The organism is Enterobacter cloacae complex sp. 2015409 (assembly GCF_041365315.1).
Taxonomy (GTDB): Bacteria; Pseudomonadota; Gammaproteobacteria; order Enterobacterales; family Enterobacteriaceae; genus Enterobacter; species Enterobacter pseudoroggenkampii.
On sequence record NZ_JBFTVM010000001.1, the window covers coordinates 748,194 to 763,221 of the forward strand.

The 15,028-nt window shown below is 56.3% G+C and carries 15 protein-coding genes; 9 read left to right on the top strand and 6 right to left on the bottom strand.

Annotation, left to right across the window (positions count from 1 at the left end; all coding sequences use genetic code 11):
- The first annotated feature begins 31 nt into the window (after positions 1 to 31).
- From ACDO57_RS03485 to rnd, 5 genes are all read left to right on the top strand, one after another.
- A complete protein-coding gene (locus ACDO57_RS03485) occupies positions 32 to 1,942 on the top strand; it encodes an ATP-dependent DNA helicase (RefSeq protein ID WP_208763012.1) in 1,911 nt (636 codons plus the stop codon).
- Positions 1,943 to 2,008: 66 nt separating this feature from the next.
- Positions 2,009 to 2,704 (top strand): tRNA (adenosine(37)-N6)-threonylcarbamoyltransferase complex dimerization subunit type 1 TsaB, encoded by a 696-nt coding sequence (gene tsaB / locus ACDO57_RS03490; RefSeq protein WP_024909864.1) that lies wholly within the window; start codon positions 2,009 to 2,011, stop codon positions 2,702 to 2,704.
- Between the two features lie 37 nt (positions 2,705 to 2,741).
- A complete protein-coding gene (locus ACDO57_RS03495) occupies positions 2,742 to 3,323 on the top strand; it encodes a Slp family lipoprotein (RefSeq protein WP_061714891.1) in 582 nt (193 codons plus the stop codon).
- A 204-nt stretch (positions 3,324 to 3,527) separates the two neighbouring features.
- Complete coding sequence (fadD, locus tag ACDO57_RS03500) at positions 3,528 to 5,213, top strand: long-chain-fatty-acid--CoA ligase FadD (protein WP_073961507.1); 1,686 nt, start codon at positions 3,528 to 3,530, stop codon at positions 5,211 to 5,213.
- Positions 5,214 to 5,284: 71 nt separating this feature from the next.
- The gene (rnd, locus tag ACDO57_RS03505) at positions 5,285 to 6,412 is read left to right on the top strand and encodes a ribonuclease D (RefSeq protein WP_370883521.1); all 1,128 of its coding nucleotides are present in this window, start codon (positions 5,285 to 5,287) and stop codon (positions 6,410 to 6,412) included.
- A 72-nt stretch (positions 6,413 to 6,484) separates the two neighbouring features.
- Here rnd and minE read toward each other — a convergent pair whose 3' ends face one another.
- The 3 genes from minE to minC are packed head-to-tail and all read right to left on the bottom strand — an operon-like array spanning position 6,485 to position 8,301.
- Complete coding sequence (gene minE, locus ACDO57_RS03510; RefSeq protein ID WP_008500504.1) at positions 6,485 to 6,754, bottom strand: cell division topological specificity factor MinE; 270 nt, start codon at positions 6,752 to 6,754, stop codon at positions 6,485 to 6,487.
- 3 nt (positions 6,755 to 6,757) lie between these two features.
- On the bottom strand, positions 6,758 to 7,570 hold the full coding sequence (minD, locus tag ACDO57_RS03515; protein ID WP_024909869.1) for a septum site-determining protein MinD: 813 nt from the start codon (positions 7,568 to 7,570) through the stop codon (positions 6,758 to 6,760).
- Positions 7,571 to 7,593: 23 nt separating this feature from the next.
- A complete protein-coding gene (gene minC, locus ACDO57_RS03520; protein ID WP_023312186.1) occupies positions 7,594 to 8,301 on the bottom strand; it encodes a septum site-determining protein MinC in 708 nt (235 codons plus the stop codon).
- Positions 8,302 to 8,424: 123 nt separating this feature from the next.
- On the opposite strand from minC, the gene ACDO57_RS03525 reads away from it, so the two are divergent.
- The 3 genes from ACDO57_RS03525 (at position 8,425) to ACDO57_RS03535 (ending at position 9,941) form a co-directional block, all read left to right on the top strand.
- Positions 8,425 to 8,700 (top strand): YcgL domain-containing protein, encoded by a 276-nt coding sequence (locus ACDO57_RS03525; RefSeq protein WP_029742143.1) that lies wholly within the window; start codon positions 8,425 to 8,427, stop codon positions 8,698 to 8,700.
- A gap of 47 nt (positions 8,701 to 8,747) precedes the next feature.
- Entirely contained in the window at positions 8,748 to 9,407 is a 660-nt protein-coding gene (locus ACDO57_RS03530) for a fumarylacetoacetate hydrolase family protein (protein ID WP_032647730.1), read from the top strand.
- A 93-nt stretch (positions 9,408 to 9,500) separates the two neighbouring features.
- Complete coding sequence (locus ACDO57_RS03535) at positions 9,501 to 9,941, top strand: YcgN family cysteine cluster protein (protein WP_335246107.1); 441 nt, start codon at positions 9,501 to 9,503, stop codon at positions 9,939 to 9,941.
- 125 nt (positions 9,942 to 10,066) lie between these two features.
- Here the strand turns inward: ACDO57_RS03535 and dsbB are convergent, their stop codons facing one another.
- Positions 10,067 to 10,597: a disulfide bond formation protein DsbB gene (gene dsbB, locus ACDO57_RS03540; protein ID WP_024909807.1), complete on the bottom strand. Its 531-nt coding sequence runs from the start codon at positions 10,595 to 10,597 to the stop codon at positions 10,067 to 10,069.
- Positions 10,598 to 10,740: 143 nt separating this feature from the next.
- Complete coding sequence (gene nhaB, locus ACDO57_RS03545; protein ID WP_061714894.1) at positions 10,741 to 12,279, bottom strand: Na(+)/H(+) antiporter NhaB; 1,539 nt, start codon at positions 12,277 to 12,279, stop codon at positions 10,741 to 10,743.
- 201 nt (positions 12,280 to 12,480) lie between these two features.
- On the opposite strand from nhaB, the gene fadR reads away from it, so the two are divergent.
- On the top strand, positions 12,481 to 13,200 hold the full coding sequence (fadR, locus tag ACDO57_RS03550; protein ID WP_024909809.1) for a fatty acid metabolism transcriptional regulator FadR: 720 nt from the start codon (positions 12,481 to 12,483) through the stop codon (positions 13,198 to 13,200).
- Positions 13,201 to 13,317: 117 nt separating this feature from the next.
- Here the strand turns inward: fadR and ACDO57_RS03555 are convergent, their stop codons facing one another.
- Positions 13,318 to 14,850, bottom strand: coding sequence for a SpoVR family protein (locus tag ACDO57_RS03555; protein WP_370883522.1), 1,533 nt, complete (start codon positions 14,848 to 14,850; stop codon positions 13,318 to 13,320).
- Positions 14,851 to 15,028 lie beyond the last annotated feature (178 nt).

A 15,028-nucleotide genomic window follows, 5' to 3' on the forward strand; every position in this document is an offset into this window, starting at 1 on the left:
TCCCTGTGCAAAAATACAGTGAGAGAGCACCGTGGCAGACGATTTTTCCCCTGAAGGTCAATTAGCGCTGGCTATCCCCGGCTTCAAACCCCGTGAGCCTCAGCGACAGATGGCGCACGCCGTTGCACGCGCCATCGATAAGGCTCAGCCGCTGGTGGTTGAAGCCGGTACCGGCACGGGTAAAACCTATGCTTACCTTGCGCCGGCGCTGCGGGCGAAAAAAAAGGTGATTATTTCCACCGGTTCAAAAGCGCTGCAGGATCAGCTCTACAGCCGCGATTTGCCCACGGTAGCTAAGGCGCTGAAATACAAGGGACGTCTGGCCCTGCTGAAGGGGCGATCCAACTATCTCTGCCTGGAGCGCCTTGAGCAGCAGGCGCTGGCGGGCGGCGATCTGCCGGTACAGACGCTGAGCGACGTCATTATCCTTCGGTCATGGGCGAACCAGACCGAAGAGGGCGATATCAGCACCTGCGCGAGCGTGCCGGAAGATTCCCCGGCCTGGCCGCTGGTGACCAGCACCAACGACAACTGCCTCGGCAGCGACTGCCCGCTGTATAAAGACTGCTTCGTGGTGAAAGCGCGCAAAGCGGCGATGGACGCCGACGTCGTGGTGGTAAACCATCACCTGTTTCTCGCGGATATGGTGGTCAAGGACAGCGGTTTCGGCGAGCTGATCCCCGAGGCGGACGTGATGATCTTTGATGAAGCGCACCAGCTTCCGGATATCGCCAGCCAGTACTTCGGCCAGTCGCTCTCCAGCCGTCAGCTGCAGGATCTGGCGAAAGATTTCACCATTGCGTACCGGACCGAACTCAAAGATACCCAGCAGCTGCAGAAGTGCGCCGACCGCCTGGCGCAGAGCGCGCAGGATTTCCGCTTACAGCTCGGCGAGCCGGGCTATCGCGGTAACCTGCGCGAGCTGCTGGCGGACAAAAATATCCAGCGCGCGCTGCTGCTGCTCGATGACGCTCTGGAGCTCTGCTACGACGTAGCGAAACTGTCCCTCGGCCGCTCCGCGCTGCTGGATGCAGCCTTCGAGCGCGCTACGCTCTATCGCGGTCGGCTCAAACGGCTGAAAGAGATCAACCAGCCGGGGTACAGCTACTGGTACGAGTGCACCTCGCGGCATTTCACGCTGGCGCTCACGCCGCTGACGGTGGCTGATAAATTTAAAGAGGTGATGGCGCAAAAGCCGGGAAGCTGGATCTTTACCTCGGCAACCCTGTCGGTGAATGACGATCTGCACCACTTCACCGAGCGCCTCGGCATTGAGCAGGCGGAATCGCTGCTCCTGCCCAGCCCGTTCGACTACGAAAAACAGGCGCTGCTCTGCGTTCCCCGTAATCTGCCGCTGCCGAACCAGCCGGGTGCGGCGCGCCATCTGGCTGCAATGCTAAAACCGATGATCGAGGCCAACAACGGCCGCTGCTTTATGCTCTGCACCTCCCACGCCATGATGCGCGATCTCGCCGAGCAGTTCCGCGCCACCATGACGCTACCGGTGCTGCTGCAGGGCGAAACCAGCAAAGGCCAGCTGCTGCAGCAGTTTGTCAGCGCCGGTAATGCTCTGCTGGTGGCAACCAGCAGCTTCTGGGAAGGGGTGGACGTGCGCGGCGACACGCTTTCGCTGGTGATCATTGATAAGCTGCCGTTTACCTCCCCGGACGATCCGCTGCTGAAGGCGCGGATGGAAGACTGCCGTCTGCGCGGCGGCGATCCGTTTGACGAGGTACAGCTGCCGGATGCGGTCATCACGCTTAAGCAAGGGGTAGGGCGCTTAATCCGTGACGTCACCGACCGCGGCGTGCTGGTCATCTGCGATAACCGGCTGGTGATGCGTCCTTACGGGGCGACTTTCCTCGCAAGCCTGCCGCCCGCGCCGCGGACGCGGGACATAAAACGCGCGGTGCGTTTCCTGGCAAACCCAACGGCGGAGTAATTTACCCCGGAGTGTGCTAAGATGCGCGCCATTTTGTGACTGACCCTTGCGAGAGCGCGACGACTGATGCGAATTCTGGCTATTGATACCGCGACAGAGGCTTGCTCTGTTGCTCTGTTGAACGACGGTGCTGTTTCTGCCCATTTCGAAGAGTGCCCCCGGGAACACACCCAACGCATTCTGCCCCTGGTAAAAGCCATTTTAACCCAGGGCAACACCTCCTTAACCGACCTCGACGCGCTGGCCTTTGGCCGCGGCCCCGGCAGCTTTACGGGCGTACGTATCGGGATAGGCATTGCGCAGGGGCTGGCGCTGGGCGCCGAACTGCCGATGATCGGCGTCTCTACCCTTGCCACTATGGCGCAGGGCGCATGGCGCATGACCGGGGCAACGCGCGTCCTGGCAGCGATTGATGCCCGCATGGGCGAAGTCTACTGGGCCGAATACACCCGCGACGAGCAGGGCGTGTGGCACGGCGAAGAGACGGAAGCCGTGCTTAAGCCAGAAGCGGTCACAGAACGACTGAAGCAGCTGTCCGGCGAGTGGGCGACCGTCGGCACGGGCTGGCCAGCGTGGCCTGAGATGGCGAACGACACCGGATTGACGCTGGTGGACGGCAACATGCTGCTCCCGGCTGCTGAAGATATGCTTCCGATTGCCAGCCAGCTGCTCGCAGCAGGAAAAACCGTGGCCGTTGAACAGGCGGAGCCGGTTTATTTGCGAAACACCGTCGCGTGGAAGAAACTTCCGGGCCGCGAGTGAATCTCAGTAACAGGAACTGAGAAAAAGGAGTCGCATCATGGCGGTTCAGACTAAAGTAGTACGCCTTATTATGGCAGGCGCAGTTGCCATAGCACTGAGCGGATGCGTTTCCGTTCCTGATGCGATTAAGGGCAGCAGCCCGACGCCACAGCAGGATCTGGTTCGGGTGATGAATGCCCCTGAGCTGTACGTCGGCCAGGAAGCACGCTTTGGCGGTAAGGTCATAGACGTGCAAAACCAGCAGGGGAAAACCCGTCTGGAGATCGCCACCGTTCCGCTGGACAGCGGCGCGCGGCCTGTACTGGGCGAGGCCTCCCGGGGACGTATCTACGCGGACGTCAGCGGTTTCCTCGATCCGGTCGATTTCCGCGGACAGCTGGTGACCGTCGTCGGGCCGATTACCGGCGCCGTGCAGGGCAAAATCGGCAACACGCCGTACAAATTTATGACCATGCAGGTCAACGGGTATAAACGCTGGCGGCTGGCACAGCAGGTGATCATGCCGCCTCAGCCGATGGATCCGTGGATGTGGGGTCCACATCCTTATCGTTATGGCTACCCGGGCTGGGGTTGGTACAACCCGGGCCCTGCACAGGTTCAGACGATCGTTACTGAGTAACTTACTGTTATTGTTAGAAAAGAGACAGCGGCTCAGCCGCTGTCTCTGTTTTTTTACGGATAATACGAAAAAAAAAGAGTGACGCGCTTCGCAACCTTAAATCTGAACAATTAATAAACTGGTACGCTGAGTTAATATAATGTTAACAAACTGTTTATTATCGGGGTTGTGATGACGACGAACACTCATTTCAGAGGTGATGCATTGAAGAAGGTTTGGCTTAACCGTTATCCCGCAGATGTTCCTGCTGAGATCAATCCTGACCGTTATCAATCCCTGGTGGAATTATTTGAACACTCGGTAAGGCGCTACGCGGACCAGCCCGCATTCGTGAATATGGGCGAGGTGATGACGTTCCGTAAGCTGGAGGAGCGCAGCCGGGCGTTCGCGGCATATCTTCAGGAAGGGCTTGGGCTGCAAAAAGGGGACCGCGTCGCGCTGATGATGCCGAACCTGCTGCAATACCCGGTGGCGTTGTTCGGTATCCTGCGAGCCGGGATGATTGTCGTCAACGTCAACCCATTGTACACCCCGCGCGAGCTGGAGCATCAGCTGAACGACAGCGGCGCGGTTGCGATTGTCATTGTGTCCAACTTTGCCCATACGCTGGAAAAGGTGGTCGACAAAACCCAGGTGAAACACGTCATCCTGACGCGCATGGGGGACCAGCTCTCCACAGCTAAAGGCACGCTGGTTAACTTTGTCGTCAAATACGTCAAACGTCTGGTGCCAAAATACCATCTGCCGGACGCCATCTCCTTCCGCCGCGCGCTGCATGCGGGCTACCGCATGCAGTATGTGAAACCCGAAGTGGTCGCGGAAGATCTTGCGTTTCTGCAATACACAGGCGGGACCACCGGCGTCGCCAAAGGGGCCATGCTTACCCACCGCAATATGCTGGCAAACCTTGAACAGGTAAACGCCACCTACGGGCCGCTGCTGCATCCGGGCAAAGAGGTGGTGATCACCGCGCTTCCGCTGTATCACATCTTTGCGTTGACCATGAACTGCCTGCTGTTTATTGAACTGGGTGGTCAGAACATCCTCATCACCAACCCGCGCGATATCCCGGGCCTGGTGAAAGAGCTGGCGAAATACCCGTTCACCGCCATGACCGGGGTAAATACCCTGTTTAACGCGCTGCTGAATAACAAAGAGTTCCAGCAGCTGGACTTCTCCACGCTGCATCTCTCTGCGGGCGGAGGCATGCCGGTTCAGCAGGCGGTCGCCGAGCGCTGGGTGAAGCTCACCGGTCAGTATTTGCTGGAGGGCTATGGCCTGACGGAGTGCGCGCCGCTGGTCAGCGTTAACCCGCATGATATCGACTATCACAGTGGAAGCATTGGTCTGCCGGTTCCTTCCACAGAGGCCAAACTGGTCGATGATAACGATAACGAAGTCGCGCCGGGCGAGCCGGGGGAGCTGTGCGTCAAAGGTCCGCAGGTGATGCTGGGCTACTGGCAGCGCCCCGATGCGACCGACGAAATCATCAAAGACGGCTGGCTGCACACCGGTGATATTGCGGTGATGGATGACGAGGGCTTCCTGCGCATCGTCGATCGTAAGAAAGACATGATCCTGGTCTCCGGTTTCAACGTCTATCCGAATGAGATCGAAGACGTGGTTATGCAGCACAGCGGCGTGCTCGAAGTGGCGGCAGTCGGCGTGCCTTCCGGCAGCAGCGGTGAAGCGGTGAAGATATTTGTGGTCAAGAAAGATCCTTCTCTCACCGAGGAAGCGCTGGTAACGTTTTGTCGTCGTCAGCTGACGGGCTACAAGGTGCCGAAGCTGGTGGAATTCCGCGACGAGCTGCCGAAATCCAACGTCGGGAAGATATTACGACGAGAATTACGTGACGAAGCCCGTGGCAAAGTAGACAATAAGGCCTGAGCTTCACGCTAATCGCCCAGACGCCGGTTAAGCCGGCGTTTTTTATGGGCGCAAACAAAAGAGAACCCGTTTTGAATTACCAGATGATCACGACCAACGACGAGCTGGCTTCGCTGTGCGAAGTGACGCGCGACTTTCCTGCCATTGCCCTGGATACCGAGTTTGTCCGTACCCGGACCTATTATCCGCAGCTGGGTTTGATTCAGATGTACGACGGTAAACACGTGTCGCTGATCGACCCTCTCGGCATTACCGACTGGACGCCGATGCGTGACCTGCTGCTCGATACCGCCGTGACGAAATACCTGCACGCAGGCAGTGAAGATCTGGAAGTCTTTCTGAACACCTTTGGCATCACGCCCCAGCCGCTGATTGACACGCAGATCCTTGCGGCATTCAGCAATCGTCCGCTCTCATGGGGCTTTGCTGCCATGGTAGAGGAGTATACGGGGCTGACGCTGGATAAAAGTGAATCCCGTACCGACTGGCTGGCGCGTCCGCTAACCGAGCGTCAGCTGGAGTATGCGGCGGCAGACGTGTTTTACCTGCTGCCGATTGCCGGACAGTTAATGAAAGAGGCAGAAGCCTCCGGATGGCTGCCTGCGGCGCTCGACGAGTGTCGTATGACCCAGCAGCGTCGTCAGGAAGTCGTTGACCCGAAAGAGGCCTGGCGCGACATCAGCAACGCCTGGCAGCTGCGTACGCGTCAGCTGGCGTGCCTGCAGCTGCTGGCAGACTGGCGTTTGCGTAAAGCGCGCGAGCGCGATCTGGCCGTTAACTTTGTGGTTCGCGAAGAACATCTCTGGGCGGTGGCGCGCTATATGCCGGGCAGCCTGGGCGAGCTGGACAGCATTGGGCTTTCGGGCAGCGAGATCCGCTTCCACGGCAAAACCCTGCTGGCGTTGGTCGCAAAAGCGCAGGAGCTGCCGGAAGATGCGCTGCCGGAACCGCTGCTGAACCTGATGGATATGCCGGGCTATCGCAAAGCGTTTAAGGAGATCAAAGCGCTGGTGCAGAACGTTGCAACGGAAAGCAAGCTAAGCGCTGAACTGCTCGCCTCACGTCGTCAGATTAACCAGCTGCTGAACTGGCACTGGAAGCTGAAGCCGCAGAATGGCGTACCGGAAATGATGGCGGGATGGCGCGGGGAATTGATGGCCGATCGCCTGAATACCCTGCTGGAAGGTTATCCGCGATAAAAAATATGCCGGGTGATAACCCGGCATATTCCCCCGGTGGCGCTGCGCTTACCGGGGCTACGAAATCCAAAACTACGGACGCGACTCTTCCGCTTCCGGAAGCGTCACGTTCAGCTCCAGAATCGAAATATCCCCGTCTTTTTGTTCCAGCTGCACCGTCACCATCTCCGGGTCAATCTGCACGTACTTACAGATCACTTCCAGGATGTCCTTACGCAGCTGCGGCAGGTAGTGAGGCTCGGCGTCGCTACGACGACGCTCCGCAACGATAATTTGCAGACGTTCTTTTGCGATGTTGGCGGTGTTCTTTTTCCGCGAGAGAAAAAAGTCCAGTAATGCCATAACTTATCCTCCGAACAGGCGTTTGAGGAAACCTTTCTTCTCTTCTTCAATGAAGCGGAAAGGACGTTCTTCTCCCAGCAGACGGTCAACGGTATCGGCGTAAGCTTTACCTGCATCTGCCAATGTATCAAGGATCACTGGCTCGCCCTGGTTAGAAGCGCGTAACACGGACTGATCTTCCGGGATAACGCCCACCAGCTTAATGCGCAGGATCTCCAGCACGTCTTCCATGCTCAGCATGTCACCTTTGTTCACGCGGCCCGGATTGTAGCGGGTGAGCAGCAGGTGTTCTTTAATCGGGTCTTCGCCATTTTCCGCACGACGGGATTTAGAGGCGAGGATCCCCAGAATGCGGTCTGAGTCTCGCACGGATGAAACTTCAGGGTTAGTGGTGATGATCGCTTCATCAGCGAAGTACAGTGCCATCAGGGCACCGGTTTCGATACCGGCAGGGGAGTCACAGACGATGAAGTCGAAATCCATTTTTTTCAGCTCATCGAGCACCTTTTCCACTCCTTCACGGGTCAGGGCGTCTTTGTCACGCGTCTGAGAGGCCGGGAGAATGTAGAGGTTCTCGGTGCGCTTGTCTTTAATCATCGCCTGGTTCAGCGTGGCATCGCCCTGAATGACGTTCACGAAGTCATACACGACGCGACGCTCACATCCCATGATGAGGTCGAGGTTACGCAGACCGATATCGAAGTCGATAACGATGGTTTTCTTTCCCTTCTGGGCCAAACCAGTAGCGATGGCCGCGCTGGAGGTGGTCTTGCCAACGCCTCCTTTACCCGAAGTAACAACAATAATGCGTGCCATAGAAATTCCTTGTTAAAAAGGGATCAATTCAACGGTTGAACGGTCAACGCGTCGTCTGCCAGAAGCAGGCGAGCCGCTTTGCCATAAAATTCGGCTGGGATCTTGTCGCTCAGCCAATATTCACCTGCGATGGACACCAGTTCCGCCGTCAGGTGAGTACAAAATATTTGCGCGTCTCGATCGCCACTTGCACCCGCGAGCGCACGTCCACGCATCATACCGTATACGTGAATGTTGCCATCTGCAATCAGCTCAGCGCCAGCACTGACGTGGCTTGTAACAATCAGATCACAGTTTGGTGCATAAATGCGCTGACCGGAACGAACCGGCACATCAATCATTCGCGTTTTTGTGACGGTAGTAACGTTTTGCACCGCAGGAGGGGGCGTTTGCACGGCAACGGGTGCCGCACGCGAGGCTTTTTCTTTGCCCTCATTCAGAAGAGGCAGCCCCGCACGCTCAATTTCCGCTTTCAGCTCAGTATCTTTGCAGCCGCTGATGCCCACGATACGCAGTCCGGTCGAGGAGACGGCCTGCTGGAGAAGTTTCCAGTTAACCGGAGCCTCAAGACCGCTAACGTTGATCACAACAGGGGCGTGCTTCAGAAAGGCGGGAGCCTGGGCGATTTTGTCCTCTAACGCCTGACGAATAACCTCGGGTTTTGCATCATGCAAATGTACCACTGATAAGGTGAAGCTACTGCCTTTAAGCTCGATGGGCGTGTTTGACATCCTGGCCTTACTCAATTTGCTATTAACCGCAACCACTCGCTGCGATATTCCGAAGAGTATCAGGCATGTTATAGTCAGGAGTATATTGAGGCAAGCAACCACCCATTAATTCAGAGTAAAAACATGTTTTGTGTGATCTACAGAAGTACAAGCCGTGACCAGACCTATCTTTATGTCGAAAAGAAAGACGATTTTTCACGCGTGCCTGAAGAATTAATGAAGAACTTTGGCCGACCACAGCTGGCGATGCTGCTGCCGCTTGATGGTCGTAAGAAACTGATTAATGCCGATCTGGATAAAGTAAAAACGGCCTTAGCCGAGCAAGGCTATTATTTACAGCTTCCACCGCCACCCGAGAATTTATTAAAACAGCATCTTGAGGCGAACGGTAAAAAATAGTCTCAACTGTTTTTGGGCACAACACATCAACCGTTTAGGGGTCGACCATGTATCAACATCACAACTGGCAAGGTGCATTACTGGATTATCCCGTCAGCAAAGTCGTCTGCGTGGGCAGCAACTATGCAAAACATATTCAGGAGATGGGCAGCGCGACGCCAGAAGAGCCGGTTCTGTTCATTAAGCCTGAAACGGCGCTTTGCGATATCCGCCAGCCGCTGGCCCTGCCGCAGGGGCTCGGCTCGGTGCATCACGAAGTTGAACTCGCCGTGCTGATCGGCGCAACGCTGCGTCAGGCCTCCGAAGAGCATGTTCAGAAAGCGATTGCCGGTTACGGCGTGGCGCTGGATCTGACGCTACGTGACGTGCAGGGCAAAATGAAGAAAGCCGGGCAGCCTTGGGAAAAAGCCAAAGGGTTTGATAATTCCTGCCCGATCTCGGCGTTTGTTCCGGTGAGCGAATTTACCGGCGATCCGCAGGACACCCCGCTCAGCCTGAAGGTTAACGGTGAAATCCGCCAGCAGGGCACCACGGCAGACATGATCCATAAGATTGTGCCGCTGATCGCCTACATGAGCCGCTTCTTTACCCTGAAACCGGGCGATGTGATCCTGACCGGCACGCCGGAAGGCGTGGGTCCGCTGCTCAGCGGTGACGAGCTTGAGGTCGGTTTTAACGGCCTGTCGCTGAAAACCCGCGTGCTGTAACCTCCTCTTGCCGCCTGAAAAGGGCGGCAAAACTTGCATCGACGTGCCAGACTCGTTATAAGGTGCGCTTTCTTTTGACGTGTGGACATCCTGATGAACGACATCCCTTTCTGGCAAAGCAAAACTCTCGACAACATGACGGACGCGGAATGGGAATCCTTATGCGACGGCTGCGGTCAGTGCTGCCTGCACAAGCTGATGGATGAAGATACGGACGAGATTTACTTCACCAACGTTGCCTGCAAGCAGTTAAACATTAAAACCTGCCAGTGCCGCAACTATGAGCGCCGCTTCGAGTTTGAGCCGGACTGCATCAAGTTAACCCGGGATAATCTGCCTACCTTTGAATGGCTGCCGCATACCTGCGCGTATCGCCTGCTGGCGGAAGGGAAAGGTCTGCCTGACTGGCATCCGCTGTTAACCGGTTCAAAAGCGGCGATGCACGGCGAGCGCATTTCAGTGCGCCACATCGCGGTGAAAGAGTCCGAGGTGCGTGACTGGGAAGACCACATCATGAACCACCCGACCCGTTGAGATTAAAAAAACCGCCGAGGCGGGTTTTTTATTGTGTTTGTGCGGCCTGATGCCCTCACCCCAACCCTCTCCCACGGGAGAGGGCGCAAACACTAAAAACGGCAACCGAGGTTGCCGTTTTGCTTTTACCTTCCGAACAAATCGCGTTTCTTCGGTTTGAACGGCTGGGCAATCAGCACCAGCAGCGCCACGACGAAGTAGGCGGCAAAAATACCCACCAGCCACTGCGGCATCTCCAGCGTCAGGAATTCCCACTGACGAACGGAGCAGTCACCGGATGCGACAAACACCTGCGGCAGCCATTTGTCCAGCGGCAGCCAGCTCGGGAAGCGGGCGGCAAAATCACAGGTCATAAACGGTGACGGATGCAATTGCATCATGGTGTGCTGCCAGGAGAGTTCAATTCCTTTCCAGGCGCTGTATATCCAGATGGCAATACCGGCATAGCGAAGCGGCGATTTTGGGGCAATCGCGCCCACCAGGCCCGCACCCATAATGCCGAACAGTGCGCAGCGTTCATAAATACAAAGCACGCAAGGTTTGAGTCCCATTACATGCTGGAACCACAGCGCGACCATTTCCAGCGCAAAGGCGGTCAGGGCCATTAACAACCACGCTCCGCGACCGCGGGAGCACTGGTTTAAAAATCTCAACATAATCATTTCCCTGGAACATGCTTAGAAATCGCAGTGTAAACGAATTCGTTTTTCGCGCCACCTGTACCTGGCGAAATAAAACGTAATTGGATGTTTATCGTGCGAAAAGGCAAACGGGCAGCGAACTGCCCGAGATGCAGTGTTTATTGCGCCGCAAGTATACCCGCTTGTATCAACCATTGCGTACAGGGAATGAGGGTAATTTTGACGCAAAGCAATCCCACGATCGTGAGCACCAGCGTATAGGGCAGCGCCATCCACACCATCCTGCCATAAGAAAGTCGTATGAGCGGCGCGAGGGCGGAGGTCAGGAGGAACAGGAAGGCGGCCTGGCCGTTTGGCGTCGCCACCGATGGCAGGTTGGTGCCGGTATTGATCGCCACGGCCAGCAGCTCAAACTGTCCGGCGCTGATAACGCCTTGCTCCATAGCCGCTTTGGCCTCGTTGATATAGACCGTCCCGACGAAGACGTTATCTGAGATCGACGAGAGCAGGCCGTTGAACAGGTAAAACAGCGACAGCTGAGCATCCGGCGATGCCTTTAAGACAAAGGCAATAATCGGCGCGAACAGATGCTGGTCGATTATCACCGCCACGACGGCAAAGAACACCGCCAGCAGGGCGGTAAATGGCAGGGCTTCGGTAAACGCCTTACCGATGGCATGCTCGTCCGTCACGCCGGTAAAGGTGGTGGCGAGAATAATGACCGACAGGCCAATCAGCCCCACTTCGGCAAGATGGAACGCCAGCGCGGCGATCAGCCAGACGCCGATGATCCCCTGGGCAATCAGACGCAGCGTCTCCTGGCGCGTCCGCTGGCGTCGGCTCTGCAGATCGAATTTATGCAGCTCCTGACGTACCGGCTCCGGGAGCTGGGCCCCATAGCCAAAGAGGCGAAACTTCTCCACCAGCAGACAGGTCGCCAGCCCGCAGAAAAGCACCGGTACGCTCACCGGCGCCATTCTCAGGAAGAACTCACCGAAGTGCCAGCCCGCCGCTTTGGCAATGATCAGGTTTTGCGGTTCGCCCACCATGGTCATCACGCCGCCCAGCGCGGTACCGACGCCAGCATGCATCATCAGGCTGCGCAGGAAGGCGCGAAACTGTTCCAGTACCTCACGATTATGCGCATCGACGTGGCTGTCATCCTGCAAATCCTCGCCCGGACGAGAGGAGGCCACGCGGTGATAAATACCGTAAAACCCCACCGCTACGCTTATCACCACCGCGACGACCGTCAGCGCATCCAGGAAGGCCGACAGGAAGGCGGCCGCAAGGCAAAACGCCAGCGAGAGCAACATTTTCGACGGAATGCTGAGCAGCAGGCGCGTGAAGATAAACAGCAGCAGCTGTTTCATAAAGTAGATGCCCGCCACCATAAACATCAGCAGCAGAAGCACTTCGAGATTGGATGCCAGCTCGGCTTTGACGTGCTCGGCGCGGGTCATGCCGATGACGACGGCCTCAAACGCCAGCAGTCCGCCCGGCAAAAGCGGATAACATTTCAGCGCCATGGCCAGGGTGAAGATAAACTCCGCCACCAGCAGCCACCCGGCAATGAACGGGTTTACGCTAAAGAGGAGGGGGTTAACGACCAGGAACACCAGAAGTATAAGTTTGTACCAGTCCGGAGACTGGCCTAAAAAGTTGCGCCACAGTGCGCGCCCAAAAGAAATTTCCACGACAGACGTCCATCCCCGTCAAGTAAGACAAAACATCAGTATACGCAAAAATCGCGGCCTGGAGGCGGATAAGGCTGCATTGTAAATTTCACAAAAATGAAACGGCGATCCCTCTTTTCTCTCTTTGCCGTGCTACCTGCCACTGGCTGCCTCTGGTATGATGAGTCCAATTTGCTAAAGCTGTGTAATGGAAATCTCACTATGGTCATTAAGGCGCAGAGCCCGGCGGGTTTCGCGGAAGAGTACATCATTGAAAGCATCTGGAATAATCGTTTCCCTGCGGGGTCCATTCTTCCGGCTGAACGCGAACTCTCTGAACTGATTGGCGTCACTCGCACCACGCTGCGTGAAGTGCTCCAGCGGCTGGCGCGCGATGGCTGGTTGACTATCCAGCACGGCAAGCCGACGAAAGTAAACAACTTCTGGGAAACGTCCGGGCTGAACATTCTTGAAACGCTGGCGCGTCTCGACCATGAAAGCGTGCCGCAGCTCATTGATAATCTGCTCTCCGTTCGCACCAACATCGCGACGATCTTTATTCGTACCGCTTTCCGTCAGCATCCGGAAGACGCCCTTGCGGTGCTGGCCACAGCGAACGAGGTGGAAGATCACGCCGATGCTTTTGCCACCCTCGATTACAACGTGTTTCGCGGCCTGGCGTTTGCCTCCGGCAACCCGGTGTATGGCCTGATCCTCAACGGTATGAAAGGGCTTTATACCCGCATCGGCCGCCACTACTTTGCCAATCCGGAAGCGCGTAGCCTGGCGCTGGGCTTCTACCATAAGCTGAGCAAGCTCTGTACCGAAGGCCTGCACGATCAGGTTTATGAGACGGTGCGCCGCTACGGTCATGATTCCGGTGAAATCTGGCACCGCATGCAGAAAACGTTGCCGGGCGATTTGGCGATTCAGAGCCGCTGAAATAAAAAACCTCTCGTATGAGAGGTTTTTTTTTCGTCGGGTGGCGGCTACGCCTTACCCGACCTGCGGGTCTTGTAGGCCCGGTAAGCGTAGCGCCACCGGGCAAAAAAGGCTGCACTACAGCGTATTCAACCGCGCCGGGCAGCGTTCCAGCAGCTCGACGCTCCCGTCTTCATTCTGTTGCTCCAGCTGCACGTCAAAGCCCCACAGGCGATGCACATGCTTCAGCACCTCTTTGCGCCCTTTATCCAGCGGCGCGCGATTGTGCGGGATATAGCGCAGCGTCAGGGAGCGGTCACCGCGCAAATCGACGTTCCACACCTGAATATTCGGCTCAAGGTTGCTCAGGTTGTACTGGGAAGAGAGGCGAGAGCGGATCTCACGGTAACCCTCCTCGTTGTGGATTGCGGAGATCTCCAGATAGTTGTTGCGGTCGTCGTCCAGCACGGTGAAGAAGCGGAAGTCACGCATGATCTTCGGCGACATAAACTGGCTGATGAAGCTCTCATCCTTGAAGTCGCGCATCGCAAAGTGCAGCGTTTCCAGCCAGTCAGAGCCGGCGATATCCGGGAACCAGTACTTGTCTTCTTCCGTTGGCGACTGGCAGATACGCTTAATGTCCTGGAACATGGCAAAGCCAAGCGCATACGGGTTAATGCCGCTGTACCACGGGCTGTTGTAGGGCGGCTGGAACACCACGTTGGTATGGCTGTGGAGGAATTCCATCATGAACCGCTCGGTAACTTTACCCTCGTCATACAGGTGGTTGAGGATGGTGTAGTGCCAGAAGGTCGCCCAGCCTTCGTTCATCACCTGCGTCTGCTTTTGCGGATAGAAATATTGGCTCACCTTGCGCACGATGCGCAGGATCTCACGCTGCCACGGCTCCAGCAGCGGGGCGTTCTTCTCCATAAAATAGAGCAGGTTTTCCTGTGGCTCGGACGGATAACGACGCGCTTCGGCGACCGCTTTTTCTTCCTCACGTTTCGGCAGGGTACGCCACAGCATGTTCACCTGGCTCTGCAGATACTCTTCGCGGCTTTTCTGCCGGGCTTTCTCCTCCTGCAGTGAGATTTTCTGCGGGCGTTTGTAGCGGTCCACGCCGTAGTTCATCAGCGCGTGGCAGGAGTCGAGCAGTTTTTCCACTTCGTCCACGCCGTAGCGCTCTTCGCAGTCGGTAATATATTTACGGGCGAAGATCAGGTAATCGACGATGGAGCTGGCATCCGTCCAGCTGCGGAACAGGTAGTTATTCTTGAAAAAGGAGTTGTGCCCGTAGCAGGCGTGCGCCATCACCAGCGCCTGCATGGTAATGGTGTTCTCTTCCATTAAATAGGCGATACACGGATTGGAGTTAATGACAATCTCATACGCCAGCCCCTGCTGGCCGTGCTTATACAGCCGCTCCGTTTCAATAAATTTTTTACCAAACGACCAGTGTGGATAGTTAATCGGCATCCCGACGCTGGAGTAGGCGTCCATCATCTGTTCGGACGTAATGACTTCAATCTGATGGGGATAGGTATCCAGACGATACAGTTTTGCGACCCGGTCGATTTCGGCGAGGTAAAGATCCAGCAGCTCGAAGGTCCAGTCGGGTCCATCGCTCAGACGTGTGTTGTCCTTGTTCAGGGAATCAATAGTAGCCATTAGCGCGCCCTCGTTGTGGGTGCTCTCTCTGTCTGGAGAGCCTCCTTTCAAGCATAGATCAACGTGTTAAAAAGCGTGCTGGGGCAGAAATTTTTTCTTTGCGATTTCGCGTTTTTGATGCGGCAAAAAAACGGTATGTCTCAGCATATTATGCTGGTTGAAAATAACGCGCAGCAGG

Bases quoted from the DNA above. Each gene is read 5' to 3' on its own strand.
- minE (WP_008500504.1), bottom strand. From the start codon at position 6,754: ATGGCATTACTGGACTTTTTTCTCTCGCGGAAAAAGAACACCGCCAAC.
- ACDO57_RS03525 (WP_029742143.1), top strand. From the start codon at position 8,425: ATGTTTTGTGTGATCTACAGAAGTACAAGCCGTGACCAGACCTATCTT.
- dsbB (WP_024909807.1), bottom strand. From the start codon at position 10,597: ATGTTGAGATTTTTAAACCAGTGCTCCCGCGGTCGCGGAGCGTGGTTG.
- ACDO57_RS03530 (WP_032647730.1), top strand. From the start codon at position 8,748: ATGTATCAACATCACAACTGGCAAGGTGCATTACTGGATTATCCCGTC.
- ACDO57_RS03555 (WP_370883522.1), bottom strand. From the start codon at position 14,850: ATGGCTACTATTGATTCCCTGAACAAGGACAACACACGTCTGAGCGAT.
- tsaB (WP_024909864.1), top strand. From the start codon at position 2,009: ATGCGAATTCTGGCTATTGATACCGCGACAGAGGCTTGCTCTGTTGCT.
- ACDO57_RS03495 (WP_061714891.1), top strand. From the start codon at position 2,742: ATGGCGGTTCAGACTAAAGTAGTACGCCTTATTATGGCAGGCGCAGTT.
- minC (WP_023312186.1), bottom strand. From the start codon at position 8,301: ATGTCAAACACGCCCATCGAGCTTAAAGGCAGTAGCTTCACCTTATCA.
- fadR (WP_024909809.1), top strand. From the start codon at position 12,481: ATGGTCATTAAGGCGCAGAGCCCGGCGGGTTTCGCGGAAGAGTACATC.
- ACDO57_RS03535 (WP_335246107.1), top strand. From the start codon at position 9,501: ATGAACGACATCCCTTTCTGGCAAAGCAAAACTCTCGACAACATGACG.
- minD (WP_024909869.1), bottom strand. From the start codon at position 7,570: ATGGCACGCATTATTGTTGTTACTTCGGGTAAAGGAGGCGTTGGCAAG.